This window comes from Cellulomonas sp. T2.31MG-18 (assembly GCF_964266755.1).
Classification (GTDB): Bacteria; Actinomycetota; Actinomycetes; order Actinomycetales; family Cellulomonadaceae; genus Cellulomonas.
In genome coordinates this window covers 137,610-164,347 of sequence record NZ_CAXWGW010000004.1, presented here as the reverse complement: position 1 = coordinate 164,347, position 26,738 = coordinate 137,610, and the positions used below count along the sequence as shown (strand labels likewise).

Sequence of the window (26,738 nt, the reverse complement as noted above, 5' to 3'; positions counted from 1 at the left end):
TCGGGACCCGGACCGCTCAGTGGGCGTGCTGACCGCGGGAGAACTCGAAGACCCAGCCGACCAGGCCGATCACTCCGACGGGGACGGCGATCGCGAGCAGCCACCAGCCCACGGCGAGACCGAGGAACGCCAGCGCGGCCGCAGCGCCGATCACCAGCGGCCACCAGGACCACGGGCTGAAGACGCCCTGGTCGCCGGCGCCCTGCGAGACCTCGCCCAGCTCGTCGTCCTCGGGGCGGGGGTCGATGCGGCGGGACAGCAGGGCGAAGTACGCCCCGATCATCCCGACCAGGCCACCCAGCAGCGGGATCCCGACGGTGCCGACCGCTTCCCCGTGGCTGAAGTAGGCGTAGACCAGCCCGACCGGCACGAAGAAGAGCACACCGAGCGCGAAGAGTCGAGCCTCGAACCTCACCGGTCAGCCTCCGGGTCCTGAAGGTCGTCGATCACCGTTGTGCTGGACTGCTCCGGCTGCGCGGTGCCCTCGGCCATACGCCGGCGGGCGTCGCCCGGGTTGCCCGTGCGTTGCGCCTCCCAGTCGAGCAGACCGGGCTCCGGCTCGACGTGGTCCATCGCGGCGACCTCGGGGTGGTGCAGGTCGAACGCGGGACGCTCCGAGCGGATCCGCGGCAGGGAGACGAAGTTGTGGCGCGGCGGCGGGCAGCTGGTGGCCCACTCGAGCGAGTTGCCGTACCCCCACGGGTCGTCGACGGCGACCTTCGGCGCGTTCCGCCACGTCGTGTAGACGTTGTACAGGAACGGCAGCGTCGAGATCGCGAGGATGGCGGCGCCGATGGTCGACACCTGGTTCATCCACGTGAACCCGTCCGCCGGCGAGTAGTCCGCGTAGCGGCGCGGCATGCCCCGCACACCCAGCCAGTGCTGGATGAGGAAGGTCGTGTGGAAGCCGATGAACAGCAGCCAGAAGTGGATCTTGCCCAGCCGCTCGTTCAGCATCTTCCCGGTGAACTTGGGCCACCAGAAGTAGAAGCCGGCGAACATCGCGAACACCACCGTGCCGAAGACCACGTAGTGGAAGTGCGCCACGACGAAGTACGTGTCGGACAGGTGGAAGTCCAGCGCCGGGCTGGACAGGATCACGCCCGTCAGCCCGCCGAACAGGAAGGTCACCAGGAAGCCGATCGTCCACAGCATCGGCGTCTCGAAGGTGAGCTTGCCGCGCCACATGGTGCCGATCCAGTTGAAGAACTTCACGCCGGTCGGCACCGCGATGAGCATCGTCATGAACGAGAAGAACGGCAGCAGCACCGCGCCGGTCACGTACATGTGGTGCGCCCACACGGTGACGGACAGCGCGGCGATCGAGATGGTCGCGTAGACCAGGCCCTTGTAGCCGAACACCGGCTTGCGGCTGAACACCGGCAGGATCTCCGTCACGATGCCGAAGAACGGCAGCGCGATGATGTACACCTCCGGGTGCCCGAAGAACCAGAAAAGGTGCTGCCAGAGGATGGCTCCGCCGTTGTCCGGGTTGAACACCTGGGCGCCCAGCCGCCGGTCGGCACCGAGCGCGAACAGGGCCGCGGCCAGGGGCGGGAACGCCATCAGCACCAGCAGCGACGTCACCAGGGTGTTCCAGGTGAAGATCGGCATCCGGAACATCGTCATCCCGGGGGCCCGCATGGTGACGATCGTGGTGATGAAGTTGACGGCACCGAGAATGGTGCCGAAACCGGTCAGCGCCAGGCCGAACACCCACAGGTCGCCACCGACCCCGGGCGAGTACACCTGGTTGGACAGCGGGGCGTAGGCGAACCACCCGAACGAGGCGGCGCCCTGCGGGGTGAGGAAGCCCGCGGCCGCGATCAGGCCGCCGAGCAGGTACAGCCAGTACGCGAACATGTTCAGCCGCGGGAACGCGACGTCCGGGGCGCCGATCTGCAGCGGCATCAGCACGTTCGCAAAACCGGCGAACAACGGCGTCGCGAACAGCAGCAGCATGATCGTGCCGTGCATCGTGAACGCCTGGTTGTACTGCTCCGGCGTGGAGAACACCTGCATCCCGGGCGCGAACAGCTCGCTGCGGATCAGCAGCGCCAGGATCCCGCCCACGATGAACCACACGAAGGACGTGATCAGGTACATGTACCCGATCGTCTTGTGGTCGGTGGAGGTGATCACCTTCACGACGGTCCGGCCCAGGGTCTGCCGACGCGGCGCCAGGCCCGGGATCAGCTCGGTCGTCGCCACCATCAGCCTGCACTCCCCACGCTGTTGAGGTCCTGCGCCCGGCTCACGTCGAGCCCGAGCTGACCGGTCTGGCCCTTCGCCTTCAGGTCGGCGATGTGCGCGTCGTACTCGGCGCGTGTCACGACCTTCACGTTGAACAGCATCCGCGAGTGGTACTCACCGCAGAGCTCGGCGCACTTGCCGCGGTACTCGCCCACCGTCTTCGGCGTCACCTCGAACTGGTTGGTCCGTCCGGGGATCACGTCGAGCTTGTACAGGAACGCCGGCACCCAGAACGAGTGGATGACGTCGCGCGAGTTCAGCGTGAACAGCACCTTCTCGTCCACCGGGAGCCAGATCGTCACCGGCGTCTCGAGCGCACCCGGCGCCTGCAGGTCCTGGACCTGCTGGCCGCTGTCGTACACGCCTGCGTCCTGGTAGTTGACGTCCCAGCTCCACTGCTTGCCGATCACCTGGACGTGGACCTTGGCGTCGCCCGTCTTGGTGTTGATCGCCGTCATGTCGCGGTTGGTGTAGTAGAAGAGCACGCCGACCATGACGATCGGCAGGATCACGTACATCACCTCGAGGGGCACGTGGTACCTCAGCTGCACGGGCAGCGTGCTGTCCGCCTTGCGCTTCCGGTACACCGCGACGCACCACAGGATCAGACCCCAGACGAGCAGGCCGACGAGCAGGGCCGCGATCCACGAGCCGCGCCACAGGCTGGCGACACGACCGGTCTGGTCCGTGACCTCGTGCTGGGTGCTGCCGGGCAGCCAGCCTCGGTACACGGTGTCCGAGCAGCCGCTCAGGGCGACCGCTGCCGTGAGCACCAGCCCGGTGCCCACGAGGGCCCTGCGGCGCGTCCGGCGGTGGTTTTCCGGGTGCACGGGCAACCTTCCACTCACGGTTCCGGGTGGGTGCACGGCGCGCGTACGACGGCCACCTGGGACCTTGGTCCTTTCGACGCGTGCAGCGTAGCGCGCGGGCGGGCCCTCGTCGTGCCCGGCGACGCGATATGACGACGCCGTGTCAGCATGATCGATGCGGCTTCGAACCCCGTTACCGTGCACGTCGTGGACGACACGACGTCTCGGGTGGTGCTCGACGCGGGTGGACAGGCGCCGCTGCTGCCGGTCGCGCGCGAGGCCTTCGTCGCCGCGATCGACGAGGGCTGGGCCGACCCGCGGAGGCTGCACGCCGAGGGTCGCCGGGCCCGCCTGCTGCTGGACGGTGCCCGCGAGGCGATCGCGGCCGTGGTCGGCGCCCGTACGGACGAGGTCGCCCTCGCTCCGTCGCACACGGAGGCCCTGCACGCCGCCGTCCGGGACGTCGCACTCGGGCGACGTCGGGCCGGACCCCACGTCGTGGCCGGTGCCGTGGAACGTGCCGCGGTGCTCAACGCCGCCGACTTCGTCGCGGCCCGCTCCGGAGGCCGGCGCGTGACGGTGCCCGTCGACCGGTCGGGACGGGTCGACGAGGACGCGTTCATCGGCGCCCTGGCCCAGCCCGGCGTCGCGCTGGCGGCGCTCCAGCACGCGAACGGTGAGGTCGGCACCCTGCAGCCGGTGGCGCCGGTGCACGCCGCGGCGCGAGCGGCCGGCGTCCCCCTGCTGGTCGACGCCGGGTCGAGCCTCGGGCACGTCGACGTGGGGCCGCACTGGGACCTGCTGGCCGCCGGGGCGGCCGACTTCGGCGGTCCAGGCGGGATCGGCGTGCTCGTGACCCGCAGCGGCGTCCGTCGCACGCCGGACCGCCCGGAGGACGAGGACCGGTGGTTCCCCGGCGGCGTGAGCGTCCCGGCTGCCCTCGCCGCAGCCGTGGCGCTCCAGGCCGCGGTCGCGGACCGGGACCGGGCTGATGCCGCTCGACGCGAGCTGGTGGACGTGATCCGCCACCGCGTCGCGACCCAGGTGCCCGACGTCGAGGTGGTGGGAGAGCCGACGGACCGGCTGCCGCACGTGGTGACCTTCTCGTTCCTCTACCTCGACGGAGAGTCTCTGGTGAGGGAGCTCGACGCGCGCGGCTTCGCCGTCGGCTCGGGATCGGCCTGCACCTCGAGCGCCCTCGAGCCGAGCCACGTGCTCGCCGCCATGGGGGTGCTCACCCACGGGAACGTGCGCATCGCCCTGCCTCGCGGCACCACACGGGACGACGTCCAACGGTTCTGCGACGTCGTCCCCGAGGTCGTGGGGCAGCTGCGCGACCGCGCCGGCGTGGTGGGACTGTGACCGAGGCTGCCGAGACCGGTGAGGTCGTCGACGCCCGCGGGCTGGTGTGTCCCGCACCGATCGTGCGGCTGGCCCGCGTCGCGCGCGCTGCTGCCGCCGGCACGCTGGTGACGGTGCTCGCGACCGATCCCGCCGCCGAGGTGGACGTCCCGGCCTGGGCACGGATGCGAGGGCACACGGTGGTGCGCACCGAGCGCACGGACGACGGTGTGCTCGCCGTGACGGTACGGATCGGCGGGGCGTGACGGACGAGCGACCAGCCTGAGGGCGGACGCAGACGGGCCCGGCACCGCGAGGTGCCGGGCCCGTCGAGCCGCTGGTGCGCCGATCAGCTGAAGGAGCCGCCGCACGCGCAGGAGCTGCCGGCGTTCGGGTTGTCGATCGTGAAGCCCTGCTTCTCGATCGTGTCCGCGAAGTCGATCGTCGCGCCCTCGAGGTACGGCACGCTCATGCGGTCGACGACCACCTCGACGCCGCCGAAGTCCTTGACGGCGTCGCCGTCGAGGATCCGCTCGTCGAAGTAGAGCTGGTAGATCAGGCCGGAGCAGCCACCGGGCTGCACGGCCACGCGCAGGCGCAGGTCGTCGCGACCCTCCTGCTCCAGCAGGCTGTGCACCTTGGCGGCAGCCACGTCGGTCAGCTGGACGCCGTGCGTCGCGGTCTGGGTTGTCTCGGTCATGCTGTCTCCCGAAAGGGTGCGTGCTCGGCGCGGCCGGTCTCGGCCTCGACCTTCCGCGCAACACCGGGCTGCGCGCTGATGTTCCCCGTCAGCGTACGACGCCCTCCGCGGCGCGCCGCGCCGGCCCACCGCCGCACCTCAGCGTGGCGTCGGCGACCACGTCCGCGCCACCCTCAGCGTGCGCGCCGCCAAGGTGGCGGCCGGATCGGCGAGCGCCCGCTCGACCTCCCCCGGGGCGCCGGCGACCGCGTAGGCGGCGGCCACACCGGCCTCGGCGAGCTCGTGCCGGCCGACCAGCACCTCGCCGGCGACGACGACCACCGGGACCGCGAAGGGCACCGCCCGGGCTGCCACCTCGGACACCACCTTGCCGTGCAACGACTGCCAGTCGAAGCGGCCCTCGCCCGTGACGACGACGTCCGCCTCCGCGATCCGGCCCGCGAGGCCGACCTGGTCGGCGACCAGAGCCGCACCGGGCACCAGTCGCGCTCCGAGCGCGGCGAGACCGAACCCCAGACCACCGGCCGCCCCGGCACCCGGAACCGCCGCGAGGCGCGCGGCCCCCGCAGCGCCGGACAGCAGGTCGGGGCGCTCGTCGCGCCGCAGAGCCTCGCCGACCAGCCGGGACAGGTGGGCCAGCGCCGCCTCGAGCTCCTGCGCCTGCTGCACCGACGCCCCCTTCTGCGCAGCGAAGCCCGCGCTCGCACCCTGCAGACCGAGGAGGGGCACGTCGACGTCGCACGCGGCGACCAGCTCGACGTCCGCCCACTCGCGGCGCAGCTCGGGCAGCCCGGCGACGTCCTCGGCGAGAAGCCCGGCCAGCGCCGCACCGCCCGAGCCGAGCCGGCCCGCCTCGTCCGGCAGCCCGAGGCCGACGAGCATCCCGGCTCCGCCGTCGTTGGTGGAGGACCCACCCAGACCCACCACCACCCGTGCCGCGCCGGTCGCACGGGCGTGCGTCAGGAGCTCCCCGACCCCTCGGGTGGTCGTCCGGCCGGGGTCGCGCTGGTCCGACGGCACCAGCGGCAGGCCGATCACCTGGGCCGTCTCGACGTAGGCGGTGCTGCGCGCCTCGTCGTGCGCCGGCACGAGCAGCACGACCGCGGGCACCGGAGCTCCCAACGGCCCGGTGACGGTGACCGGCATCAGCCGGCCCCCGAGCGAGCTGTGGATCGTCTCGAGGAAGCCGGGACCGCCGTCGGCCAGCGGGCAGGTGGAGACCTCGTCGTGCGGGGCCCCCGCCGACCACCCGGTCCGCAGAGCCTCCGCCGCCTCCCGGGCCGTCAGGGAGGACCCGAAGCTGTCAGGAGCCAGCAGCACGCGCACGCCGCGATGGTGGCACGTCGGCAACCGGACCTGCTCGAGGGGCCGCCCGGCGGTATGGGAAGATCGGCCGATGAGCCTGGTCACGCCCGAGCGTGGTGCGTTCGTCGAGCCCATGCCGTCCGCTCTCCTGCTCCTCGGCCGCGGCTCGGACCTGCAGTCCGAGCGCGGGGTCGAGTGCGTCGGCGCGCTGCCGGCCGCGAGCGACCCCGACCTCGTCGAACGGGCGCGCGCGGCCCGCGCGCAGCTCGGGGACCGCGCCTTCGTCCTCGGCCACCACTACCAGCGCGACGAGGTCATCGCGTTCGCGGACGTCACGGGCGACTCGTTCAAGCTCGCTCGTGAGGCCGCCGCCCGGCCGGACGCGGAGTTCATCGTCTTCTGCGGCGTGCACTTCATGGCGGAGTCGGCCGACATCCTGACCGCCGACCACCAGCAGGTGGTGCTGCCGGACCTCGCCGCCGGGTGCTCGATGGCCGACATGGCCGCCATCGACCAGGTGGAGGACGCCTGGGACGTGCTGGCCGACGCCGGTGTCGCCGAGTCCACGGTGCCGGTGACCTACATGAACTCCACCGCGGCGATCAAGGCCTTCACGGGCCGGCACGGCGGCACCGTCTGCACGTCGTCCAACGCGCACGTCGCCCTGTGGTGGGCCTTCGACCGGGTCGGTGGCGTGGACGGCACCGGCAAGGTGCTGTTCATGCCGGACCAGCACCTGGGCCGCAACACCGCCGTGCGGCAGCTGGGTCTCAGCCTGGACGACTGCGTCGTGTTCGACCCCCGCAAGCCGGGCGGCGGCCTGACCCCGCAGCAGCTGCGCGACGCCCGGATGATCCTCTGGCGGGGGCACTGCTCCGTGCACGGGCGCTTCTCTGCGCAGAACGTCGCGGCGGTCCGCGCGGCAGACCCGGCGACGACGGTGATCGTGCACCCGGAGTGCAAGCACGAGGTGGTGGAGGCGGCCGACATGGTCGGCTCGACCGAGTACATCATCAAGGCGCTCGACGCGGCCGCCCCGGGAACCTCGTGGGCGATCGGCACCGAGCTGAACCTGGTCCGGCGCCTCGCACTGGCCCACCCGGACAAGACCGTGCACTACCTCGACTCGACCGTCTGCTTCTGCTCGACCATGAACCGCATCGACCTCCCGCACCTCACCTGGGCGCTGGAGTCGTTGGCGGCAGGTCGGGTGCCGCACCGGATCGTGGTCGACCCGGACGACGCGCACTGGGCCCGTGTCGCCCTCGACCAGATGCTGGCCCTGCCGGGCTACTGACGGAGGTCGACGTGGGCACCGGGCACCCGCTGCGGATCGGGCTGTTCGTCTTCGACGGTGCGGAGGAGCTCGACGTCGTCGGCCCCTTCGAGGTGCTGGCATGGTGGGCGGCGCACTCGGAGCTGCACCCCGAGGTCGTCACGTTCTCCCTCGACGGGGCGGGCGTGCGCTGCGCGCACGGTCTCTCGCTCGTCCCCGACCTGCCCGCCGGTGAGCTCGGTCCCCTGCACGTCCTCGTCTACCCCGGCGGGCGCGGCACCCATGCCCTCGCAGCGAGCCCGGAGCACCTCGCCTGGGTGCGGCAGATGCGCGCGACGACGCCGCTGATGGCGAGCGTGTGCACCGGCGCGCTGGTGCTCGCCGCGGCCGGGTTGCTGGCGGGCCGGCCCGCCACGACGTACTGGGACGCCTTCGACGAGCTGGCCGCCCTCGACCCCAGCGTGCTCGCCGACACCGAGGCGAGGTTCGTCGACGACGGCGACGTCGTCACCTCGGCCGGGGTGTCGGCGGGCATCGACATGGCGCTCCACCTCGTCGCCCGGCTGGAGTCGCCGCAGATGGCCCGACGGGTCCGTCGCGGCATCCAGTACGACCCGCACCCGCCCGTCTGAGCCCGGGTGGGCAGTTAGCGACGGGTCACCGTCCGGCGAGCCGCTCCAGCAGCAGCACCTCGGCCAGCACCGCACGCTCCAGCTCACCCAGGTGCACCGACTCGTTCGGGCCGTGCGCACGGCTGTCCGGGTCTTCGACACCGGTGACCAGGATCGCCGCGTCGGGGAACGCCTCGAGCAGCTCGGCGATGAACGGGATCGACCCGCCGACGCCGATGTCGGCCGGTTCGGCGCCCCACGCCTCGCCGAGCGCCCAACGCACGGTCCGCATCGCCGGTGAGTCGGCGGGCGCCTGGAACGCTCGGCCGCGGTCGACGGCGGTGAACGTCACGGGGGCGCCGAACGGGGCGTGCTCGCGCACGTGCCGCTCGAGCGCCGCGAGTGCGGCGTCCGGGTCCTGACCGGGGGCCACGCGCAACGACAGCAACGCCGACGCACGCGGTGCGATCGTGTTGGACGCGGTGGCGACCCGCGGTGCGTCCAGGCCGATCACGCCCAGCGCGGGCCTGGTCCACAGGCGTGCGGTGATCGGCCCGCTGCCTGCCAGCCGCACGCCGTCCAGGAGTCCGGCGTCGGCGCGGAACGTGTCCTCGTCGTCGTCGACCACCGGGTCCGGGCCCTGCAGCAGGCCGGCGACCGCGACGGCGCCCTCGACGTCGTGGAGCGTGGCGATCAGCCGCGCGAGCAGCGTCGGGGCGTCGAGCACCGGTCCGCCGTACATCCCCGAGTGGATCGGGTGGTCGAGCACGGCGACCTCGACCACCGCCGACACCAGACCACGCAGCGACGTCGTCAACCCCGGGACGCCCACCTTCCAGTTGGTCGCGTCGGCGACGACGACGACGTCCGCCGCGAGCGCCTCCCGGTGCGTGCGCAGGAACTCGAGGAACGTCGGGGAGCCGACCTCCTCCTCCCCCTCGACGAACACGGTCACGCCGACGCCGAGCTCACCGGCCAGCGCGCGCAGCGCGCCGACGTGCGCCACCACGCCCGCCTTGTCGTCCGCGGCCCCGCGACCGAACAGCCGGTCGCCGCGCACCGTCGGCTCGAACGGCGCCGTCTGCCACTCCCCCACGTCGCCGACGGGCTGCACGTCGTGGTGCGCGTAGAGCAGCACCGTGGGCGCGCCGGCCGGAGCGGCGTGGTGACCCACCACCGCCGGAGCGCCCCCCGGCACGCGCAGCACCGTCGCGTCCTCCAGCCCGGCGCCCCGCAGCAGCGCGGCGACGGCCTCGGCGCTCTGCTCGACGAAGGCCTGGTCGAACTCCCGGTTGGAGACGCTGGGGATGCGGACCAGCGCCTCCAGGTCGCTCCGCAGCCCACCGAACAGGTCGTGCACCCGCGCCCGCAGCGCGGCGACACGCTCCGCGGAGGGCACGTGCTCCGCCCTGGTCGAGGAGTCTGCGGAGGGTGCGGGAGGCACGTCGGAGGTCACGAGCCGCCACCGTACTCGACTACCCTTGCGGGGTGATCGGACGCAGCAAGGACCAGCGCGACGCCGAACCGGCAGCAACGCGCGCGCCCTCCGCCACGGACCCGGGTGTGGGCAGCGGCAAGGGTCGGCCGACGCCGTCCCGCAAGGAGGCCGAGGCGGCCAACAAGCGCCCGCTCGTGCCGACCGATCGCAAGGCCGCCGCCAAGGACGCCCGGACCAAGGCACGCGTCCAGCGGGACCTCGAGTACAAGGCCATGCAGACGGGCGACGAGCGCCACCTGCCGCCTCGGGACCGCGGGCCGGTCCGCCGCTACACGCGCGACCACGTCGATGCCCGGTGGAGCCTCGGCGAGTTCTTCATGCCGGTCGCGGCGGCGTTCCTGGTGCTCGCCGCCGTGGGTGCGCGGATCAACGCCGCGTTCTTCACGATCGTGACGCTCGCGCTCTACGTGTACGTCATCGCCGCCTTCATCGACGGCTACGTCCTGTGGCGCGGCCTGCGCAAGAAGCTGGTCGCCAAGTTCGGCGTGGCCGCGATCCCGAAGGGGCTGGCGATGTACGCCGCCCTGCGGGCCTTCCAGCTGCGCCCCACCCGACTGCCGAAGGCCCTGGTCAAGCACGGGCAGTACCCCGCCTGACGCGGGCGCTCCGTCCCGACGCCGGACGGCGTCGGACGACGGCCGTCAGACGGCCGGCAGCGGGACGTCGGGGGGTACCGGCTCGCCCTCGTGCAGCAGTCGCGCCGTCCGGGCACCCTGCGCCGACAATCCGCGCCAGTGCTCGCCGAGCCACGTCTCGGCGTCGAACCGAGCCGTGAAGACGGGGCTCGAGGGCCGGTCCAGCTCCACGCCCGTGTCGTCGAGCAGCTGCCACTGCCACCGTGGTCGCACGGATCAGACCTCCGTCCGCGACCGGCTCGCGTCGGCGCCGAGCGCCCGGCAGATGCGCGCCGCGAAGAACGGACCGCGGTAGATCAGGCCGGTGTAGGCCTGCACCAGCGTCGCGCCGACCGCGAGGTACTCCCGCGCATCGGCCGGGGTGCTGATGCCACCGACCCCGATGATCACCGCTTCCGGCCCGAGACGGTCGCGCAACCGTGCGACGACGTCGAGGCCGCGGCTGAGCAGCGGCGGTCCGGACAGCCCACCGGGTCCGAGGTCGTGCGCGATGGTGGTGTTGACGGCCACCACGCCGTCAAGCCCGAGCTCCGCGACGAGCTCGGCCACGGCGTCCACGTCGTCGTCCGACAGGTCGGGCGCGATCTTCACCAGGAGCGGGCACGGTGCCCGACCCGCGCGAACCGTCGCCTCGTCCGCGGCGACCCGCGTCGCCTCGAGCACCGGTCGCAGCGCGTCGACGGCCTGCAGGTCCCGCAGGCCGGGCGTGTTCGGCGACGAGACGTTGACCACCAGGTAGTCGGCGTACGGCGCCAGCCGGCCGGCGCTGGTCGCGTAGTCGGTCGCCGCGTGCTCGACGGGCGTCACGCGTGACTTGCCGATGTTGACGCCGATGACCGCGGCCCGGCCGCGACGGGTCGCACGCAGCCGGCGCAGGCGCTCGGCCACCACCGCCGACCCCTCGTTGTTGAACCCCATCCGGTTGCGCAACGCCTGCTGGTCGAGCACGCGCCAGAGCCGGGGCGGCTCGTTGCCCGGCTGCGGCTGCGCGGTCACGGTGCCGACCTCGACGAACCCGAAGCCGAGCATCGTCATGCCGAGGACGCCGTGCCCGTCCTTGTCGAAGCCCGCCGCCAGCCCCAGCCGGGACGGCCATCGCCGACCCCACAGGGTCAGCGCGCCCGTTGACGGTCCGCCCAGCACCCGGCCGACCAGCCACCGCAGGCCAGGCAGGTCGGAGACGCCACGGATCAGCGCGAAGCTCCAGGCGTGCGCCCGTTCGGGATCCAGCCGCCGCAGGACGAGGTCGAAGAGCAGCCGGTACACGGCCCCAACCTATCGGGCGTCGCCACGACCCGTGCGCACCAGCCAAAGCACGCCCAGGAAGGGCAGCAGCAAAGGGACGTAGCCGTAGCCCTGCCCGTACGCGGACCAGACGGTCGCATCAGGGAACTCCTGGCGCGCGACGAGCGAGACGGTGCCGACCACCAGCACGCCGGTCAGCTCGGTCAGCACGGCGGCCCAGGCGAGCCGCCGCCGCGACGTGGCCAGCGCCACCGTCGCGACGATGTAGACGAGCGCCGCGAACAACGAGAGCAGGTAGGCCACCGGCGCCTGCGACAGCTTGGTGGCCACCTGGAACACGGCACGTGCCGTGGCGGACAGCGCGAGCACGCCGTACACGGCCACCAGGGCGCGGCCCGGTCCGGTCGAGGTGCGCCTCATGCGACGCTCCAGATCTGCCACTGCCGCCACTCCATCACGCCGACGGTCACCGCTGCCGCGAGCAGCACCACGGAGCTCCACCGGGTCCGCTCGGCGAACGCCCAGGTCGCCGCCAGGGGCAGGACGAACAGCTGCACGGCCACGTAGGTCCAGAACAACCCCGGCGAGACGTGGGCCGCGACCCCGGACCAGCGCGCGCCCGCGATCGCGGCCTGGACCAGGAGCACCAGCTCGACCGTGGCGGCAGCGAGCAGCTGCCGGGCGACCACCGGCCGGTCGCGGACCGTGTACCAGCCCGCCCACAAGGCCAGGAGCAGGCACAGCGCGCCCAGCAGGACGACCAGAGGGATGCTCACGGCGGCTCACGGTACCCGTCCTCAGGACGGGGACCGCTGCGACGCCCGCACTAGCATGCGGGGGTGATCTCGCTGACCGGCAAGGACCCCGCACGCCTGTCCGTCGACGCCCTGGTGGTCGCCACCGCCGAGCGTAACGGCGCTCCCCAGCTGCTCGGCGCCGACTGGCTGCCCGAGCAGCTGCGCGCCGCGCTGTCCTCGGACGCCCGGGCGCTCGGCATCACGGGTGCGACGGGTGAGGTGCGGCGCGTCCCGGCGACGGGGCTGTCGGCTCGCGTGCTCGTCCTGACCGGGACGGGGACGGCGGCTCCGGACGCCGAGGCCCTGCGCCGCGCGGCCGGGGCAGCGACCCGCGAGCTCGCCGGGGTCGGCTCGGTCGCGCTGGCGCTGCCCGCGGACGACGTCGCACGGGTCGCCGCGGTCGCCGAGGGTGCGCTGCTCGGCGCCTACACCTTCACCCGCTACCGGGGCACGGCCACCGCGGCGTCCGCCGCGTCGCCCGTCGCCGAGATCCAGGTGGTCACCGGGCTGGCGAAGGACAAGGCGGCCGCAGCCGCGCTGGACCGTGCGCAGGTGCTCGCGGCCGCCGTCCACGCCGCGCGCGACCTGGTCAACATGCCGCCGAACGAGCTCTACCCCGCGGCGCTCGCCGATGCGGCACGCACCGCGGGGCGGGAGGTCAAGGGCGTCAAGGTGACGGTCCTGGACGAGAAGGCCCTGGCCGCCGGTGGCTTCGGCGGCATCCTGGGCGTCGGTCAGGGATCGGTGCGACCTCCCCGTCTGGTGAAGGTGACCTACGCACCGTCCCGGGCGCGCGGCCACGTGGCCCTGGTCGGCAAGGGCATCACGTTCGACTCCGGCGGGCTGTCGATCAAGACGGCGGAGGGCATGGTCGGCATGAAGTCCGACATGGCCGGCGCGGCCGCCGTGCTGCACACCGTGCTGGCGGCAGCGCGCCTCGGGCTGCCGGTCGCGGTGACGGGTTGGCTCGCCGTCGCCGAGAACATGCCTTCCGGCACCGCGCAGCGCCCCTCGGACGTGCTGACGATGCGGGGCGGCACCACCGTCGAGGTGCTCAACACCGACGCCGAGGGCCGGCTGGTGATGGCGGACGCGTTGGTGGCGGCCGTCGAGGAGAAGCCGGACGTGGTGCTCGACATCGCCACGCTCACCGGTGCCCAGGTGGTCGCGCTCGGCGACCGGGTGTCGGCGGTGATGGGCTCCGACGAGGTCCGTGGCGAGGTCGTGGCGGCCGCGGACCGGTCCGGCGAGCCGTTCTGGCCGATGCCGCTGCCCGTCGAGCTCCGCGCAGGCCTGAAGTCGCAGGTCGCCGACCTGTCCAACATCGGCGAGCGGTTCGGCGGCATGCTGACGGCGGGGATCTTCCTGCGGGAGTTCGTCGGGAGCACCCCGTGGGCGCACCTCGACGTGGCTGGCCCCGCCTTCAACTCCCGCGAACCGCACGGCTACACACCGCTCGGCGGGACGGGCGCCGGGATCCGGACGCTCCTGGCGCTGATCGAGGCACGCGCCGGCCGGTGAGGTCCGGGCGGCACGCGGACGGCGGCCGATCAGCTGCCCGGACGCTCCGCCGGCTGGTCGCCGCCGCGGCGCTGCGCCGCCCTGGTCCGGGAGGTCCAGTCCCGCATGCGCTGCGGATACCCCGTTCGCTGCACGTCGTACACCGGGATACCGAGCTCCCGGGCGATCGCGCCCGCCGCACGAGCGTCGGGGACGCGCCGCCGGGTCCACTCACCGTCCGTCGCCACGAGCATCACGGTGCTCGGGGTCACGTGGGTCGCCGGCTCGACGTACGCCTCGACGCCGACCCGGGTCGCGACGAACTCGCGCAGGTAGGCCACCGTCGCCTCGCGCGCCTTGCGGTCGGTGGGCGCCGTCGCAGGTCCCGTGCCGCGCGCCGGGTGAGATCGACGGAACCAGGCCATGCGGCGAGCGTAACGGCGCAACGCGCGCACTTCGGGCGTTCCCGGTGGTAGAAACACATGGGACGAATGTCTCAGGGATCACACCAGGACGGGTCCGACGCCGGTTCGATCACCAGGGTCGGTGATGACAAGATGGACGTTGGACCTAGATCCCTTGTCAACCGAGGAGCAAGCCTGTGGCCGACACCCACGCTTTCGACATCGTCGTCCTAGGCGCAGGGAGTGGCGGCTACGCCGCTGCCCTGCGCGCTGCGGAGCTCGGCAAGAGCGTGGCGCTCGTCGAGGCGGAAAAGGTCGGCGGCACGTGCCTGCACCGCGGTTGCATCCCCACCAAGGCGCTGCTGCACGCAGCCGAGGTCGCCGACGAGGCGCGTGACGGGGCGCACGTCGGCGTGCACGCGACGCTCGAGCGCATCGACATGGGCGAGGTCAACCAGTACAAGGACGGCGTGATCTCCCGCCTGTACAAAGGCCTGCAGGGGCTGGTGTCCTCGCGCAAGATCGAGGTGGTGCAGGGCTGGGGCACGCTGACCGGTCCGAACACCGTCCAGGTCGGCGACCGCACGCTCACCGGTGAGCACATCGTGCTCGCCTCGGGCTCCTACGCCCGCTCGCTGCCGGGGCTGGAGATCGGCGGCCGGGTGATCACGTCCGACCAGGCGCTGCAGCTGGACTGGATCCCGAAGAGCGCGATCATCCTGGGCGGCGGCGTCATCGGCTCGGAGTTCGCCAGCGTGTGGAAGTCGTTCGGTGCTGAGGTGACGATCATCGAGGCACTGCCGCACCTGGTGCCCAACGAGGACGAGGCCGTCTGCAAGGCGTTCGAGCGCGCGTTCCGCAAGCGCGGGATCAACTTCTCCGTCGGCGTCCGGTTCGCCGGCGTGACGCAGAACGACGACGGCGTGCACGTGTGGCTCGAGGACGGCAAGACGTTCGACGCCGACGTGCTGCTGGTGGCCGTGGGCCGTGGACCGGCCACCTCCGGCCTCGGCTACGAGGAGCAGGGCGTGCGGGTGGACCGCGGTTTCGTCCTCACCGACGAGCGGCTGCACACCGGTGTCGCGAACATCTACGCCGTCGGCGACATCGTTCCCGGGCTGCAGCTGGCGCACCGCGGGTTCGCCCAGGGCATCTTCGTCGCCGAGGAGATCGCCGGGCTCAACCCCGCGCCGATCGTCGAGTCCGGCATCCCGCGCGTCACCTACTCCAACCCCGAGGTGGCCTCCGTCGGCGTCAACGAGGCGAAGGCGCGCGAGCTCTACGGCGCCGACAACGTCGTGACGCTCGAGTACAACCTGGGCGGCAACGGCAAGAGCCAGATCCTCGGGACCCAGGGATTCGTGAAGCTGGTCCGGAAGGTCGACGGCCCGGTGGTCGGCGTCCACATGATCGGGGCCCGCGTCGGTGAGCTGGTCGGAGAGGCCCAGCTGATCGTCAACTGGGAGGCCTACCCGGAGGACGTCGCCTCCCTGGTGCACGCCCACCCGACGCAGGACGAGGCCATCGGCGAGGCGTTCCTCGCGCTGGCCGGCAAGCCGCTGCACGCGCACAACTGAGCAGAGTCGAAGGAGACCGGAGTCGTCATGTCCCAGAACGTGCAGCTTCCCGCACTCGGTGAGTCGGTCACCGAGGGCACCGTCACCCGCTGGCTGAAGAACGTCGGCGACCGCGTCGAGGTCGACGAGCCCCTGCTCGAGATCTCCACCGACAAGGTGGACACCGAGATCCCGTCGCCGTTCGCCGGCGTCGTGGAGCAGATCCTGGTCCCGGAGGACGAGACGGCCCAGGTCGGCGCGGTCCTCGCCGTGATCGGCGACGGCACCGGGTCGGCCCCCGCACCGAGCGGCGACGCCGGTGAGGGTGCCACGCAGGCGCCGGCCGAGGAGCCCGCCGCGGAGCAGCCGACGGCACAGGAGCCGCCGCAGCAGCCGGCGGAGCAGCACGAGGAGTCGGCGCCTGCCGGCACCCCCGAGCCGGCCGCGGCGCCGGCGGCCGAGGAGGCTCCGTCGACCGGTGGTCCGGGCCAGGAGGTGCGGCTGCCGGCGCTCGGCGAGTCCGTCACCGAGGGCACCGTCACGCGGTGGCTCAAGCAGGTCGGCGACTCCGTCGAGGTGGACGAGCCGCTGCTGGAGATCTCCACCGACAAGGTGGACACCGAGGTCCCGTCGCCGTTCGCCGGCACCGTCCAGCAGATCCTGGTCCAGGAGGACGAGACGGCGCAGGTCGGCGCGGTCCTCGCGGTGATCGGCAGCGGCGCCGGTGCGCCTGCAGCGGCTCCCGCGGGCCCCGAGGGTGCGCAGGCGCCCGCAGCCGCACCTGTCGCCGGCACACCCGAGCCCTCGGCTCCGGCATCCGCACCTGCTCCGAGTGCCGCGCCCGCTCCGAGTGCCGCACCGGTCCCGAGTGCTGCACCCGTGCAGACCCCGGCACCGGTCCCGGCTGCACCGGCTCCCGCCGTCAGCGCCCCCGCGGTGGAGCAGACGGCGTCGGGCGCCTACCTGACACCGCTGGTGCGCAAGCTCGCCGCCGAGAAGGGCGTCGACACGGCAGCACTGCGTGGCACCGGGGTCGGAGGCCGCATCCGCAAGGAGGACGTCCTGGAGGCCGCGGCCCGTGCCGAGGCGGAGCGTGCGGAGGCAGCGCGGCGTGCCGCGGAGCAGGCCGCCGCACCAGCTGCAGCGCCGGCCGCTGCAGCAGCAGCGCCCGCCCCCGCGGCGGCCGCGACGGTCCCGGCCGTCTCGCCGCTGCGCGGCACCACGGAGAAGGCGAGCCGGCTGCGGCAGATCATCGCCGAGCGGATGGTCGAGGCGCTGCACACGCAGGCGCAGCTGACCACGGTCGTGGAGGTCGACGTCACCAAGGTGGCCCGGCTGCGCGCACGAGCCAAGGACTCGTTCAAGGCACGGGAAGGCGTCAACCTGACGTTCCTGCCGTTCTTCGTGCTGGCCGCCGTCGAGGCGCTGAAGGCCTACCCGAAGGTCAACGGGGTCCTCGAGGGCAACCAGATCACCTACCACGGCAGCGAGAACGTCGGCATCGCCGTGGACACCGAGCGTGGGCTCGTGGTGCCGGTGATCCGTGACGCCGGTGACCTGAACCTCGCGGGCGTGGCGCGCAAGATCGCCGACCTCGCAGGTCGCACCCGGGCGAACAAGGTCGGCCCGGACGAGCTGAGCGGGGCCACCTTCACGGTGACGAACACCGGTTCCGGCGGTGCCGTCATCGACACGCCGATCGTCCCCGGCGGCACGTCGGCGATCCTCGGCACCGGCGCGATCGTCAAGCGCCCCGTCGTCGTCGCTGGCGAGGACGGCGCGGACGTCATCGCCATCCGCTCGATGTGCTACCTGTGCCTGTCGTACGACCACCGGCTGGTCGACGGCGCGGACGCGTCCCGCTACCTGATGGCGATCAAGCGCCGCATCGAGGAGGGCGCGTTCGAGGCCGAGGTGGGGCTGTAGGAACCGACGGACGAGGGAGGAGCAGGGCGTGCGCGTCCTCGTCGCCGGTTCGCACGGGCTGATCGGCACCGCCCTGCTCCCCCACCTCGTGGACTCGGGCCACGAGGTGCTCCGCCTGGTCCGCGGACGCCCCGCCGGCCCCGACGAGCTGCCGTGGGACCCGGACGGCGGCCGTCTCGACCCGGCGCTGCTGCGCGGCGTCGACGCGGTGGTGAACCTGGCCGGCGTCAACGTCGGCAGCCGACCGCTGACCGCGGCTCGTAAGCGTCAGGTGATCGGCTCGCGGCTGCGCACCACCGGCCTGATCTCCGCGACGCTGGCCGCGAACCCGGACACGCCGCGGATCCTGCTGCAGGCCTCCGGGATCGGCGCCTACGGCGACCGCGGTGACGACGTGCTCAGCGAGGCCGAGCCGTTCGGCGGCACCTTCTTCGCCGAGGTGGTGCGCCGTTGGGAGGCGGCGACGCAGCCGGCGACGGACGCGGGCGTGCGGGTCGTCCACCTGCGGACCGGCATCGTCCTCAGCCCGAACGGCGGGGCGCTCGGGCGGCTGCTCCCCCTCATCCGGTGGGGGCTGGGCGGTCCGCTCGGCTCCGGACGGCAGTTCTGGGCCTGGATCACCCTGCTCGACGAGGTCCGGGCGATCACCCACCTGCTGAGCAGCGACGTCGCGGGGCCGGCGAACCTGGTCGCGGAGCCGGCGCGCAACCGCGAGGTGGTCGCCGCCCTCGCGGCGGAGTGGCACCGGCCCGCGGTCCTGCCCGCACCGGCGTGGGCCCTGCGGCTGATCCTCGGCGACTTCGCCCCCGAGGTCCTCGGTTCGGTGCGAGCTGTTCCGACGACTCTCGCGGCGTCGGGCTTCCTGCCGGAGCACCCCGACATCGCCACGGCCGCCTCGTGGCTCAGGGCGCAGCTCCCGGCTGGCTGACGGACCACACCCGCCACCCGGCGTTCGTCCACCGCAGGTGGAGCAGCACGGTTCGGGGTGCCGCCGCAGCGGCGGTGCTCCGTCGTCCGTCCGCCCCGAGGACCACGTAGCCGGACGTCGCCGAGCTGACCGACACGTCGGCCTCGTCCTGCGTCGGCGTCCCGGTCACCGAGGCGGAGTCGACGCGCGCGCTGAGCCCCTCGGCACCGCCCACGCCGAGCGATGCGATCACCTCGGAGTCGGCACGAGCCGCCGGCCCGCCCGTCACCGCGACGTCCGCCACCCGCTCGGCCGAACCCGATCGCAGCACGTCGGCCCTGCGCCGGGTGAGCTCTGCTGCCGCCCCGGCAGGGTCGCTACGGTCCAGCAAGGGCTCCCGAGTCGTCGAGGCATCTGCCGTCGGGGGGTGCGCGAGGACGTGCCGGCCGATCCCGACGGCGACGACCAGCAGCACGCCGGCGGCGACTGCGACGGTGACTCGGCGCCGCGCGGACCGCGGGGCAGTCCGTCGACGTCGGGCGGTCCGCGTGGCGCCCGACTCGCGCGGCAACGGTCGGCGCTCCGTCCCTGCCGACACCGGGAACGGACGCCGCATCCCTGCGAGAGAGGCACCCGCCAGCGCCGCGGCGTCCGGCAGCCGCACGGCCTCGGGCTCCGCGGTGGCGAAGCACCGTGCCACGACCTCGTTCGCCGAGCACCCGCCGGCCAGCAGCTGGTCGAGCACCGGTCGAAGCCGCGGGACGGACGCGGGCCCCGCGAGCAGGGCACCGTCCTCCTCGGGCATCACGCCGACCACCGTCGAGAGCAGCCGTGGCAGGTCGTCTCCGGGCAGCGCGGTGCCCACCAGGCCCGGTCGTGGTGCGACGAGCACGGGCCGACCGTCCGGCTGGACCACGACGTTGTCCGCCTCCACGGCACCGTGCGCCAGACCGGCGGCGTCGAGCGCCGACAGCGCCTGGCACAAGGGGACGAGCAGCGTCACGCACTCCCCGTCCGTCATCGGGGCGCGCGCACGCCGGATCGCACCGAGGCTGACCCCGACGACGTGGTCGACGAGCACGCCCGTACGGCCGGGATCGATCGGTGTCACGGCCCGCACCTGACCCAGGTGCGGGTGCTCGAGACCCACGAACCGCTCGACGCGGTCGACCAGCCGCTCGTCGACGGCCGCCATCAGGACCAGCAGCTCGAACGCCGGCGACTCGTCCTCGGGTCGCCGCGCGAGCCACCCGCCGGCCGTGCCCGTCCCGCCCGTCGCGAGCAGTCCGAGCGTCGTCAGGGCACGGTCGACGTCGATCGGGGGCATGTCCGGCACGCCGACATGAAAGCGAAGCGCCGACCGGGACGGAGCCATTCGTCCACAGGGTTCGAGCTCAGGCGAGCGGCACGGCCCGGTGCTCGCGCGCCGACACGAGCGCGGCGTCCAGCACCCGTGCGGTGCGGACGGCGTCCCACGGGTCGACCGGCGGCGGGCCTCCGTCGGTCACCCAACGGACCACGTCCCGGTACAGGTCCCCATGACCACCGGGCGCCCGCGGGACCGGCGTCCGCTCGTTGCCGCGCACCAGCCAGCCCTCGAAGCCCGGGCGGCCCACGGACAGGTCGAGGAGCTCGAACGGGGTCGGCTCGCCCTCGTAGTGCGTCACGAGGTACGCAGCCTCGTCACCGAGCACCCGGGTACGCGGGCCAGGTGCACCGACGAGGCTGCCGGCCTGCAGGTGGCTGATGACCGAGTGCCCATCGGCGTCCGGGGCGTGCGTCAGCGCCAGGAAGACGTCGTCGAACGCGGGCGTGGTCAGCGTGCGGAGCTCCGCCGTCACGGAGACCGCGGGGCCGAACAGCTGGATCGCGGAGTCGACAAGATGCGCACCGAGGTCCAGCAGCAGACCGCCCGCCTGGACGTCCTGCTCCTTCCAGCGGTGCTGGGGCTGCGGTCGGAACCGTTCCCACCGGCGCTCGAACCTGTGCACGCGGCCCAGCTCCCCGGCGGCCAGCACTGCGCGCAGCGTGAGCTGCTCGGCGTCCCACCGTCGGTTCTGGAACACGGTCAGCCGTCCACCCAGCTCGTTGGCCAGCCGCACCAGCTCCGCCGCCTCGTGCTCCCTCGGTGCGAGCGGCTTGTCCACCACGACGGGCAGCCGTGCCTGCAGCAGCGGCGCGACGTTGCTGACGTGGTCGCCCGTCGGGCTCGCGACGACGACCAGGTCGAGCTCGGCGGCGTGCTGCACCAGGGAGGCGACGTCCGGAACCACGCGGGCACCGGGCCAGTCCGCGTGCACCTGCTCCGCCCGTCCGCGGGTCACCACGCACGTCACCCGCTGCCCGAGCTCCCGCAGCAGACGCCCGTGGATGCCCCGACCCGAGCCGCCGTAACCGACCAGACCGACCCGCAAGGACTCCATCCGCCCACCCTACGGGGACCCGCGCACGGTCCGGCGCGTGGCGCGGGTTAGCCTGCCCGCATGCGGTTCGAACCCCTGGACCTCGGTGGCACCCTCTCTCCCTACGTCCCGACGTGGGACCTGCAGCGCCAGGTGCACGCCCGCGTGGCCGACGGGGACCAGGAGGACACGGTCCTCCTGGTCGAGCACGAGCCGGTGTACACCGCCGGCAAGCGCACCGCCACGGCGGACCGCCCTGTCGACGGCACCCCGGTGGTCGACGTCGACCGCGGCGGCCGCATCACCTGGCACGGACCTGGTCAGCTCACCGGCTACCCGATCGTCCGGCTGGCGGAGCCGGTCGACGTCGTCGCGTACGTCCGTGCGCTGGAGGAGGCGCTCATCCGCACCTGTGCGGACCTCGGTCTCACCGCGGTCCGCGTAGAGGGGCGCAGCGGCGTGTGGTTCCCGGCCGATCCAGCCGGTACGCCGTCGGCCCGGCGCGAGCGGAAGGTCGCGGCGATCGGGGTCCGGGTGGCCCGCGGAGTGACGATGCACGGCTTCGCGCTGAACTGCTGCTGCGACCTGCACCAGTTCGACCGGATCGTGCCGTGCGGCATCGCGGACGCCGACGTGACCAGCCTTTCGGCCGAGGCCGGTCGCACCGTGACGATCGACGAGGTGACCCTCCTGGTAGGCCGTCACCTGGTCACCGTGCTCGAGCCGCTCCTCGCGGCGCCTGCTCTCGCACGGGGGTAGATCGTCGCCTGGTGCGACCGCCTCGGCCCGGCGGTCCGCTCCGGACCACCGGTCGGCGCCGCCTCAGAAGGCGTCGCTGTCGGCGTCCCGCGCGAGCGCCCGAAGCTCCTCGTCGATGCCGAGCGCCCAGTCGCGGACCTCCTCCAGGTCGCGGTAGTCGCCCGGCTGGGCGTGCACCAGCGCCACGAGCGCGCGCTCGGAGATGTTCAGCTCGGCGCGTTCGAGGCGGCCCGCGAACATCCGCACACCACGGGCGCCGACGGCCTTGGCCACCTCCGTCACGTCGTCCGGGACCACCGGGGCCGTCGCCGGCTCTCCGACAGGGCCGGACCAGAACAGCCACACGGGTCGCTCCCGCAGCTGCCCGGCGCGCCGGTCGACGAGGTCACGCACACCGAGCGCGAGACGGCCGACGTAGACGGCGGAGCCGAGCACCGCGGCGTCGTAGCCGGCCACGTCCTCGACCTCGTCCGGACCGATCTCCGCGACGTCGTGACCCGCGTCGCGCAGCACCGCGGCGACCACCTGGCCCATCTCCCGCGTACCGCCGTGGCGCGACGACACCGACACCAAGACGCGCATGCGTGCCTCCTTCCGGGCGATCCCCCCGCTCGGCCTCCCCTGACGCCGCGCCCAACCTCCCCAGCGTGTCGTGAGGTGGGGCGGGGTGCGCGGGACCCAGGTCCCTGCGACGGGTCCGGGCCGCGGACCGCGGGAAGGCACGGCCGAGGCCGGCGTTAGTCTGACCTTCGTGACGATCGCACCCGAGGGACGCCGGATGCTGCGGGTCGAGGCCCGGAACGCGGAGACGCCGATCGAGCGCAAACCGGAGTGGATCCGCACCCGCGCCACGATGGGTCCGCAGTACGACGAGCTGAAGCACCTCGTCCGCCGTGAGGGACTCCACACGGTGTGCGAGGAGGCCGGCTGCCCCAACATCTTCGAGTGCTGGGAGGACCGCGAGGCGACGTTCCTCATCGGAGGCGGCACGTGCACCCGGCGATGCGACTTCTGCCAGATCGACTCGGGCAGGCCGGAGCCCTTCGACGCCGACGAGCCGCGCCGGGTGGCCGAGTCCGTGCAGGCGATGGGCCTGAAGTACGCCACGGTCACGGGCGTCGCCCGTGACGACCTGCCGGACGGCGGTGCGTGGCTCTACGCCGAGACGGTGCGCCGCATCCGTGCTGTGAACCCCGGCACGGGCGTCGAGCTGCTGATCCCGGACTTCGACGCGCGGCCGGAGCGGCTCGCCGAGGTGTTCGGCTCCGCCCCGCAGGTGCTCGCGCACAACCTGGAGACGGTGCCGCGGATCTTCAAGACCATCCGGCCCGGCTTCCGCTACGAGCGGTCGCTGTCCGTGCTCACCGCGGCCCGCGAGGCCGGGCTGGTCACCAAGTCCAACCTGATCCTCGGCATGGGCGAGACGACGGACGAGGTGCGGGAGGCACTGGTCGCTCTGCACGAGGCCGGGTGCGACCTGATCACCATCACCCAGTACCTGCGGCCGTCGGTGCGGCACCACCCGGTGGACCGGTGGGTGCGGCCCGAGGAGTTCGTCGAGCTGTCCGACGAGGCGCGCCGGATCGGCTTCGCCGGCGTGATGGCCGGCCCTCTGGTGCGCTCGTCGTACCGGGCCGGGCGACTGTGGGCCCAGGCCCTGGCGCGGCGCGGCGCGACCGTCCCGGCCGGTCTCGAGCACCTGGCGGAGCCCACGACGGCGCGCCAGGAGGCGGCCTCGGTGCTCGCCCGCACCGCCGGTCGCTGACCCGCTCCGCTGCGCAGGAGGCCCTTCGGCCGTCGGTAGACTCGCGTCCCATGGCCCGCGCGAGCACACCGCCGTCACGCCCTGCCAAGGGCGCCGCCGGCACCACCGACACCGCCCCCAAGAAGGTCCGCTGGTACACCCAGGTCTGGACCGCCTACCAGATGACGCGCAAGCACGACCCGGCGATCACCTGGTTGATCCTCGCGGTGTTCTTCGGGATCGTCGCGATCGGCCTCGTGGTGGGCCTGCTCGTGCACTCGCTGGTCTACATGCTCGTGCTCAGCATCCCGTTCGCGGCGCTGGGCGCCATGTTCGTGCTGGCGAGGCGCGCGGAGACGGCTGCCTACACCCAGATCGAAGGCCAGCCCGGTGCGTCGCGCGCCGCGCTCGGCACGATCCGCAAGGGCTGGACCTTCACCGAGGAGCCCGTGGCGGTGGACCCCCGCACGCAGGACCTCGTGTTCCGCGGGCTCGGCCGAGCCGGTGTCGTGCTGGTCAGCGAGGGGCCGGCGAGCCGGGCCGGCAAGCTGCTCGAGCAGGAGCGCAAGCGGACCGCGCGGGTTATCTCGGGTGCCCCGATCACCCTCATGCAGATGGGCGACGAGCCCGGCCAGGTGCCGCTGCGCAAGCTCCCCCGCGCGGTGCAGAAGCTGCGTCCCCAGCTCACCAAGGCGGAGGTCGCCGAGGTCAGCAAGCGGCTCACCGCACTGGGCGGGATGCGCCTGCCGATGCCGAAGGGCATCGACCCGACCCGGATGCGCCCCGACCGGCGCGGTCTGCGCGGGCGCTGACCGACCGGCTCAGCGCCGGACGATCACCGTTCCGGCCGCGCGGTCGTGCAGGCCCCGGCCGTCGCCGTCCTGCACGACGGCGGGGATCACGAGGAGCAGCAGGACGGTCCGCACGGCGGCCCGCAGGAGCCCTGGTGCGCGACCGACGTCGAGGCCGCTGCCTGACCGGGTCGGGCCGTCGGCGTCCGGTCCCGGCCTGACGACCGGCGCCGTCCTGACGCGCAGGTTGCACAGCCGGTGCCCCAGGGTGTGGCCGACCGTGCCGACCAGGAGCAGGTTCTCCAGCGCGAAGATGCCGAGCGTGGCCACGGGGTCGCCGCGCACCAGGGAGAAGGCCGCGGCCTGCGGGCCGGGGAACAACGCCCCCGAGATCAGCAGGCAGGCGAGCCAGTCCACAGCCAGCGCGAGCGCCCGGCGCCCGGTCCGTGCCGGCGATCCCGGACCGGACACGGGCAGCCCGAGCCTGGTGCCGGCACCGGCCCCCGCAACCGCGTCGCCCTCGAGCCACGGGCCCATGTCCTCACGTCGCGCCACGCCGCCAGCCTAGGAGAAAGGTCCCGGACGACCGTCCGGGTCGTCGCACGGCGGTCACACCGGGCGCCGTCACGTAACACCGCCGAAACAGACGTGGCACCGGCGCGTCATCACGTGCGCCTAGCCTCTGCGCAGGCCCGAGCACACGGGCTGGACTCAACCGAGGAGCAGCGGATGTTCAGCAAGCCAGAGGAAGTCCTGGCGTTCATCAAGAGCGAGGACGTCAAGTTCGTCGACGTCCGGTTCTGTGACCTGCCCGGCGTCATGCAGCACTTCAACGTCCCCGCGGCGTCCGTCGACGACGACTTCTTCGTCAACGGTCAGATGTTCGACGGTTCGTCGATCCGCGGCTTCCAGGCGATCCACGAGTCGGACATGAAGCTGATCCCGGACGTGACGACGGCCTACGTCGACCCGTTCCGCGTGGAGAAGACGCTGAACATCAACATGTCGATTGTCGACCCCTACACCGACGAGCCCTACAGCCGCGACCCGCGCCAGATCGCCGCCAAGGCGGAGGCGTACCTGCGCTCGACCGGCATCGCGGACACCGCCTTCTTCGCGCCGGAGGCGGAGTTCTACATCTTCGACTCCGTGCGCTTCCAGACGCGCCAGGACGCCGGGTTCTACTTCATCGACTCCATCGAGGCCGCGTGGAACAGCGGCCGCGAGGAGGAGGGTGGCAACCTCGGGCACAAGACGCCCTACAAGGGTGGCTACTTCCCCGTCGCGCCCGTGGACCAGTTCGGCGACATCCGCGACGAGATCTCGCTGCTGCTCGACGAGCTCGGCCTGCAGGTCGAGCGCGCGCACCACGAGGTCGGCACCGCGGGTCAGGCGGAGATCAACTACCGCTTCGACACCCTCGCCAAGTCAGCCGACAAGGTGCAGCTGTTCAAGTACGTGGTGAAGAACGTCGCCCACCAGAACGGCCGCACGGCGACCTTCATGCCGAAGCCGCTGTTCGGCGACAACGGCTCGGGCATGCACGTGCACCAGTCGCTGTGGAAGGACGGCGAGCCGCTGTTCTTCGACGAGAAGGGCTACGGCGGCCTGTCCGACCTCGCCCGCTGGTACATCGGCGGCCTGCTGAAGCACGCGCCGTCGCTGCTGGCCTTCACCAACCCGACGGTGAACAGCTACCACCGCCTGGTGCCGGGCTTCGAGGCTCCCGTCAACCTGGTCTACTCGGCGCGCAACCGCTCCGCGTGCATCCGTATCCCGGTCACCGGCTCGAGCCCCAAGGCCAAGCGCATCGAGTTCCGCGTCCCAGACCCGTCGAGCAACCCGTACCTCGCCTTCTCGGCGATGCTGATGGCCGGTCTCGACGGCATCCAGAACCGGATCGAGCCGCCGGAGCCGGTCGACAAGGACCTGTACGAGCTGCCCCCGGAGGAGCACGCCCTCATCCAGCAGGTGCCGGGCTCGCTCCCCGAGGTGCTCGACAACCTCGAGGCGGACCACGACTGGCTGACCGCCGGCAACGTGTTCACGCCGGACCTGATCGAGACCTGGATCGACTACAAGCGGTCCGCCGAGGTCGACCCGATCCGGCTGCGGCCGCACCCGCACGAGTTCGAGCTCTACTACGACGTCTGATCGTCAGGGGCCACGGCTGCTCCCGTGAGCCCCTGACCAGCGGTACCGCCGGCCCGGTCACCCTCGTGGTGCCCGGGCCGGCGTGCGTCCCGACTCGTGCGGCACGCCCGGGACCGACCGTTGCC

28 protein-coding genes are annotated in these 26,738 nt (G+C 72.9%); 13 read left to right on the top strand and 15 right to left on the bottom strand.

From position 1 onward, the window contains the following. Positions 1-16: 16 nt before the first annotated feature. From ACFQTY_RS15475 to coxB, 3 genes are read right to left on the bottom strand one after another with little or no spacing between them, the layout of a single operon-like run. The gene (locus tag ACFQTY_RS15475) at positions 17-415 is read right to left on the bottom strand and encodes a cytochrome c oxidase subunit 4 (protein WP_337975320.1); all 399 of its coding nucleotides are present in this window, start codon (positions 413-415) and stop codon (positions 17-19) included. Continuing rightward, positions 412-2,214 (bottom strand): cytochrome c oxidase subunit I, encoded by a 1,803-nt coding sequence (gene ctaD / locus ACFQTY_RS15470; RefSeq protein WP_337975319.1) that lies wholly within the window; start codon positions 2,212-2,214, stop codon positions 412-414. The genes ACFQTY_RS15475 and ctaD overlap by 4 nt, the downstream gene beginning before the upstream one ends. After that, the gene (gene coxB / locus ACFQTY_RS15465) at positions 2,214-3,083 is read right to left on the bottom strand and encodes a cytochrome c oxidase subunit II (RefSeq protein ID WP_378102188.1); all 870 of its coding nucleotides are present in this window, start codon (positions 3,081-3,083) and stop codon (positions 2,214-2,216) included. The genes ctaD and coxB overlap by 1 nt, the downstream gene beginning before the upstream one ends. Before the next feature lie 186 nt (positions 3,084-3,269). Here coxB and ACFQTY_RS15460 point away from each other — a divergent pair, with 186 nt between their 5' ends. Next, the gene (locus ACFQTY_RS15460; protein ID WP_378102185.1) at positions 3,270-4,424 is read left to right on the top strand and encodes a cysteine desulfurase family protein; all 1,155 of its coding nucleotides are present in this window, start codon (positions 3,270-3,272) and stop codon (positions 4,422-4,424) included. Continuing rightward, entirely contained in the window at positions 4,421-4,669 is a 249-nt protein-coding gene (locus ACFQTY_RS15455; protein ID WP_378102183.1) for a sulfurtransferase TusA family protein, read from the top strand. Before ACFQTY_RS15460 ends, ACFQTY_RS15455 begins: the two co-directional genes overlap by 4 nt. Before the next feature lie 83 nt (positions 4,670-4,752). Here the strand turns inward: ACFQTY_RS15455 and erpA are convergent, their stop codons facing one another. Both erpA and ACFQTY_RS15445 read right to left on the bottom strand, forming a co-directional pair. Further along, the gene (gene erpA / locus ACFQTY_RS15450) at positions 4,753-5,103 is read right to left on the bottom strand and encodes an iron-sulfur cluster insertion protein ErpA (protein ID WP_291762482.1); all 351 of its coding nucleotides are present in this window, start codon (positions 5,101-5,103) and stop codon (positions 4,753-4,755) included. A 138-nt stretch (positions 5,104-5,241) separates the two neighbouring features. Next, complete coding sequence (locus tag ACFQTY_RS15445; protein WP_378102179.1) at positions 5,242-6,429, bottom strand: glycerate kinase; 1,188 nt, start codon at positions 6,427-6,429, stop codon at positions 5,242-5,244. A 70-nt stretch (positions 6,430-6,499) separates the two neighbouring features. Between ACFQTY_RS15445 and nadA the strand changes: the two genes are divergently transcribed. After that, positions 6,500-7,705 (top strand): quinolinate synthase NadA, encoded by a 1,206-nt coding sequence (gene nadA / locus ACFQTY_RS15440; protein ID WP_378102176.1) that lies wholly within the window; start codon positions 6,500-6,502, stop codon positions 7,703-7,705. An 11-nt stretch (positions 7,706-7,716) separates the two neighbouring features. Continuing rightward, on the top strand, positions 7,717-8,316 hold the full coding sequence (locus ACFQTY_RS15435; RefSeq protein WP_378102174.1) for a DJ-1/PfpI family protein: 600 nt from the start codon (positions 7,717-7,719) through the stop codon (positions 8,314-8,316). Positions 8,317-8,341: 25 nt separating this feature from the next. Here ACFQTY_RS15435 and ACFQTY_RS15430 read toward each other — a convergent pair whose 3' ends face one another. After that, positions 8,342-9,751 (bottom strand): dipeptidase, encoded by a 1,410-nt coding sequence (locus ACFQTY_RS15430; RefSeq protein ID WP_378102171.1) that lies wholly within the window; start codon positions 9,749-9,751, stop codon positions 8,342-8,344. Positions 9,752-9,783: 32 nt separating this feature from the next. Between ACFQTY_RS15430 and ACFQTY_RS15425 the strand changes: the two genes are divergently transcribed. Further along, positions 9,784-10,389, top strand: a complete 606-nt coding sequence (locus tag ACFQTY_RS15425; RefSeq protein ID WP_378102169.1) for a DUF3043 domain-containing protein — start codon at positions 9,784-9,786, stop codon at positions 10,387-10,389. Positions 10,390-10,434: 45 nt separating this feature from the next. Here the strand turns inward: ACFQTY_RS15425 and ACFQTY_RS15420 are convergent, their stop codons facing one another. Genes ACFQTY_RS15420 through ACFQTY_RS15405 form a run of 4 tightly spaced genes read right to left on the bottom strand, consistent with a single transcriptional unit; the run spans position 10,435 to position 12,449 of the window. Continuing rightward, the gene (locus ACFQTY_RS15420) at positions 10,435-10,641 is read right to left on the bottom strand and encodes a hypothetical protein (protein WP_378102167.1); all 207 of its coding nucleotides are present in this window, start codon (positions 10,639-10,641) and stop codon (positions 10,435-10,437) included. Positions 10,642-10,644: 3 nt separating this feature from the next. Further along, positions 10,645-11,694: a quinone-dependent dihydroorotate dehydrogenase gene (locus ACFQTY_RS15415; protein WP_378102165.1), complete on the bottom strand. Its 1,050-nt coding sequence runs from the start codon at positions 11,692-11,694 to the stop codon at positions 10,645-10,647. Between the two features lie 9 nt (positions 11,695-11,703). Next, positions 11,704-12,093 (bottom strand): hypothetical protein, encoded by a 390-nt coding sequence (locus ACFQTY_RS15410; RefSeq protein ID WP_378102163.1) that lies wholly within the window; start codon positions 12,091-12,093, stop codon positions 11,704-11,706. Further along, positions 12,090-12,449 carry a hypothetical protein gene (locus ACFQTY_RS15405; protein WP_378102161.1) on the bottom strand — a complete coding sequence of 120 codons (360 nt, stop codon included), beginning with the start codon at positions 12,447-12,449 and terminating at the stop codon, positions 12,090-12,092. Before ACFQTY_RS15405 ends, ACFQTY_RS15410 begins: the two co-directional genes overlap by 4 nt. Before the next feature lie 63 nt (positions 12,450-12,512). Here ACFQTY_RS15405 and ACFQTY_RS15400 point away from each other — a divergent pair, with 63 nt between their 5' ends. Further along, complete coding sequence (locus tag ACFQTY_RS15400; RefSeq protein ID WP_378102158.1) at positions 12,513-13,991, top strand: leucyl aminopeptidase; 1,479 nt, start codon at positions 12,513-12,515, stop codon at positions 13,989-13,991. Between the two features lie 29 nt (positions 13,992-14,020). On the opposite strand, the gene ACFQTY_RS15395 is transcribed toward ACFQTY_RS15400, so the two are convergent. Then, on the bottom strand, positions 14,021-14,395 hold the full coding sequence (locus tag ACFQTY_RS15395; RefSeq protein ID WP_378102156.1) for an oxidoreductase: 375 nt from the start codon (positions 14,393-14,395) through the stop codon (positions 14,021-14,023). 176 nt (positions 14,396-14,571) lie between these two features. Between ACFQTY_RS15395 and lpdA the strand changes: the two genes are divergently transcribed. Genes lpdA through ACFQTY_RS15380 form a run of 3 tightly spaced genes read left to right on the top strand, consistent with a single transcriptional unit; the run spans position 14,572 to position 18,784 of the window. Then, positions 14,572-15,951 carry a dihydrolipoyl dehydrogenase gene (gene lpdA / locus ACFQTY_RS15390; RefSeq protein ID WP_378102154.1) on the top strand — a complete coding sequence of 460 codons (1,380 nt, stop codon included), beginning with the start codon at positions 14,572-14,574 and terminating at the stop codon, positions 15,949-15,951. A 27-nt stretch (positions 15,952-15,978) separates the two neighbouring features. Further along, entirely contained in the window at positions 15,979-17,856 is a 1,878-nt protein-coding gene (gene sucB, locus ACFQTY_RS15385) for a 2-oxoglutarate dehydrogenase, E2 component, dihydrolipoamide succinyltransferase (RefSeq protein WP_378102151.1), read from the top strand. A 28-nt stretch (positions 17,857-17,884) separates the two neighbouring features. Continuing rightward, entirely contained in the window at positions 17,885-18,784 is a 900-nt protein-coding gene (locus tag ACFQTY_RS15380; RefSeq protein ID WP_378102149.1) for a TIGR01777 family oxidoreductase, read from the top strand. Here the strand turns inward: ACFQTY_RS15380 and ACFQTY_RS15375 are convergent. Together ACFQTY_RS15375 and ACFQTY_RS15370 are read right to left on the bottom strand one after the other, a co-directional pair. After that, positions 18,759-20,099 (bottom strand): hypothetical protein, encoded by a 1,341-nt coding sequence (locus tag ACFQTY_RS15375; RefSeq protein ID WP_378102146.1) that lies wholly within the window; start codon positions 20,097-20,099, stop codon positions 18,759-18,761. The two genes, ACFQTY_RS15380 and ACFQTY_RS15375, sit on opposite strands and share 26 nt — an antisense overlap. Before the next feature lie 58 nt (positions 20,100-20,157). Further along, the gene (locus tag ACFQTY_RS15370) at positions 20,158-21,186 is read right to left on the bottom strand and encodes a Gfo/Idh/MocA family oxidoreductase (protein ID WP_378102143.1); all 1,029 of its coding nucleotides are present in this window, start codon (positions 21,184-21,186) and stop codon (positions 20,158-20,160) included. 60 nt (positions 21,187-21,246) lie between these two features. Here ACFQTY_RS15370 and lipB point away from each other — a divergent pair, with 60 nt between their 5' ends. Beyond that, entirely contained in the window at positions 21,247-21,924 is a 678-nt protein-coding gene (gene lipB / locus ACFQTY_RS15365; RefSeq protein WP_378102140.1) for a lipoyl(octanoyl) transferase LipB, read from the top strand. Positions 21,925-21,987: 63 nt separating this feature from the next. Here the strand turns inward: lipB and ACFQTY_RS15360 are convergent, their stop codons facing one another. Continuing rightward, entirely contained in the window at positions 21,988-22,506 is a 519-nt protein-coding gene (locus tag ACFQTY_RS15360; RefSeq protein ID WP_378102138.1) for a flavodoxin domain-containing protein, read from the bottom strand. 169 nt (positions 22,507-22,675) lie between these two features. On the opposite strand from ACFQTY_RS15360, the gene lipA reads away from it, so the two are divergent. Together lipA and ACFQTY_RS15350 are read left to right on the top strand one after the other, a co-directional pair. Next, the gene (lipA, locus tag ACFQTY_RS15355) at positions 22,676-23,689 is read left to right on the top strand and encodes a lipoyl synthase (RefSeq protein WP_378102135.1); all 1,014 of its coding nucleotides are present in this window, start codon (positions 22,676-22,678) and stop codon (positions 23,687-23,689) included. 50 nt (positions 23,690-23,739) lie between these two features. Continuing rightward, positions 23,740-24,480 carry a DUF4191 domain-containing protein gene (locus tag ACFQTY_RS15350; protein ID WP_378102132.1) on the top strand — a complete coding sequence of 247 codons (741 nt, stop codon included), beginning with the start codon at positions 23,740-23,742 and terminating at the stop codon, positions 24,478-24,480. A 9-nt stretch (positions 24,481-24,489) separates the two neighbouring features. Here ACFQTY_RS15350 and ACFQTY_RS15345 read toward each other — a convergent pair whose 3' ends face one another. Next, positions 24,490-25,014, bottom strand: a complete 525-nt coding sequence (locus tag ACFQTY_RS15345) for an RDD family protein (protein ID WP_378102129.1) — start codon at positions 25,012-25,014, stop codon at positions 24,490-24,492. 174 nt (positions 25,015-25,188) lie between these two features. On the opposite strand from ACFQTY_RS15345, the gene glnA reads away from it, so the two are divergent. Further along, positions 25,189-26,613: a type I glutamate--ammonia ligase gene (gene glnA / locus ACFQTY_RS15340; protein ID WP_291762421.1), complete on the top strand. Its 1,425-nt coding sequence runs from the start codon at positions 25,189-25,191 to the stop codon at positions 26,611-26,613. The last annotated feature ends 125 nt before the right edge of the window (positions 26,614-26,738 follow it).

Coding starts and splice junctions, on each gene's coding strand:
- ctaD (WP_337975319.1), bottom strand. CDS start 2,214: ATGGTGGCGACGACCGAGCTGATCCCGGGCCTGGCGCCGCGTCGGCAG.
- erpA (WP_291762482.1), bottom strand. CDS start 5,103: ATGACCGAGACAACCCAGACCGCGACGCACGGCGTCCAGCTGACCGAC.
- nadA (WP_378102176.1), top strand. CDS start 6,500: ATGAGCCTGGTCACGCCCGAGCGTGGTGCGTTCGTCGAGCCCATGCCG.
- ACFQTY_RS15410 (WP_378102163.1), bottom strand. CDS start 12,093: ATGAGGCGCACCTCGACCGGACCGGGCCGCGCCCTGGTGGCCGTGTAC.
- ACFQTY_RS15395 (WP_378102156.1), bottom strand. CDS start 14,395: ATGGCCTGGTTCCGTCGATCTCACCCGGCGCGCGGCACGGGACCTGCG.
- sucB (WP_378102151.1), top strand. CDS start 15,979: ATGTCCCAGAACGTGCAGCTTCCCGCACTCGGTGAGTCGGTCACCGAG.
- ACFQTY_RS15370 (WP_378102143.1), bottom strand. CDS start 21,186: ATGGAGTCCTTGCGGGTCGGTCTGGTCGGTTACGGCGGCTCGGGTCGG.
- lipB (WP_378102140.1), top strand. CDS start 21,247: ATGCGGTTCGAACCCCTGGACCTCGGTGGCACCCTCTCTCCCTACGTC.
- ACFQTY_RS15360 (WP_378102138.1), bottom strand. CDS start 22,506: ATGCGCGTCTTGGTGTCGGTGTCGTCGCGCCACGGCGGTACGCGGGAG.
- ACFQTY_RS15350 (WP_378102132.1), top strand. CDS start 23,740: ATGGCCCGCGCGAGCACACCGCCGTCACGCCCTGCCAAGGGCGCCGCC.
- glnA (WP_291762421.1), top strand. CDS start 25,189: ATGTTCAGCAAGCCAGAGGAAGTCCTGGCGTTCATCAAGAGCGAGGAC.